This is a genomic window from Streptomyces sp. NPDC058221, from assembly GCF_042882365.1.
Lineage (GTDB): Bacteria > Actinomycetota > Actinomycetes > Streptomycetales > Streptomycetaceae > Streptomyces.
This window is the reverse complement of the sequence record NZ_JBHVWF010000322.1, coordinates 1-1,137: the sequence shown is the minus strand read 5'-3', so window position 1 is coordinate 1,137 and position 1,137 is coordinate 1. Positions and strand designations below refer to the sequence as shown.

At 70.0% G+C, this 1,137-nt stretch carries 1 protein-coding gene; it reads right to left on the bottom strand.

The window, feature by feature from the left end:
- Window positions 1-1,137 (bottom strand): polyketide synthase dehydratase domain-containing protein (locus ACFVW8_RS39165; RefSeq protein ID WP_389698834.1); only part of this gene is annotated, 1,137 nt, incomplete at both ends.

Below are 1,137 nucleotides of genomic sequence, written 5' to 3'. Positions count from 1 at the left end.
GGCGGCCAGTAGAGCTTCCACGTCTTCGAACACGGCACCGCCATCGGCCAGTGGGCCGTGTCCCAGTACCGCCCATGAGGTGCCCTGACCGGGACGATCGGGCACCGGTACCCACTCCACCCGGAACAGGGAATCGGCGTCGTCCGGGATCGCCAGCTGCTCCGGGCTCACCTCACGCAGTACCAGCGACTCCACCGACACGACGGGCAGTCCGGCCTCGTCGAACAGGTCCACGGTCATGCCGCCGCGCGCCTCGTCCGGTGCGATCCGCACCCGCAGAGCCGTGGCACCCACGGCGTGCAGGGACACCCCGGACCACAAGAACGGCAGCGGAGTGCCCGAACTCTCGGAGACAGAGACGAAGTTCATGGCGTGCAGGGCGGCATCGAGCAGTGCCGGGTGCACTCCGAAGGCGTCCGCCGTGTCCGCGGCCTCCTCGGGCAGGGCCACCTCGGCGAACACCTCGTCGCCGCGCCGCCAGACCTGACGCAAGCCCTGGAAGGCGGGCCCGTAGGTGAAGCCCCGGTCGATCAGTCCGTCGTAGAAGTCATCGATCCCGACCGACTGGGCATCCTGCGGGGGCCAGACGCCCACCAGGGCGGCGGGTGCGGGACACGTGTCGCCCTCGGTGAGGGCGCCGAGCGCATGGCAGGTCCAGGCCGTCTCAGCCATGTCCTGCTCCGGACGCGAGTGGATCTCGACGGTACGGCGGCCTTCGGCGTCCGTCTCTCCCACTGCTACCTGGAGCTGCACGGCACCGGTCTCCGGCAGGACAAGTGGCGCCTGGAGGGTCAACTCCTCCAACCGGTCGCAGCCCACTTCGTCTCCGGTCCGCAGGGCCAGTTCGACGAGGGCGGTGCCGGGTACCAGGACGGTGCTGTGGACCGCGTGGTCCGCCAGCCATCCGTGCGATGCGACTGATATTTGCCCCGAGAACACGGTGCGGTCGGTCCCGGCCAGTTCCATCGTGGCGCCGAGCAGCGGATGCCCGGCCTGCTGGAGTCCTGCCGCCGTGACGTCGCCGGCTCCGGTGGTGGCGTCGAGCCAGTAGCGCTTGTGCTGGAAGGCGTAGGTGGGCAGTTGGACGGGGTGGGCGTTGGGCAGGACGGTGGTCCAGTCGACGGGGGTTCCGGTCAG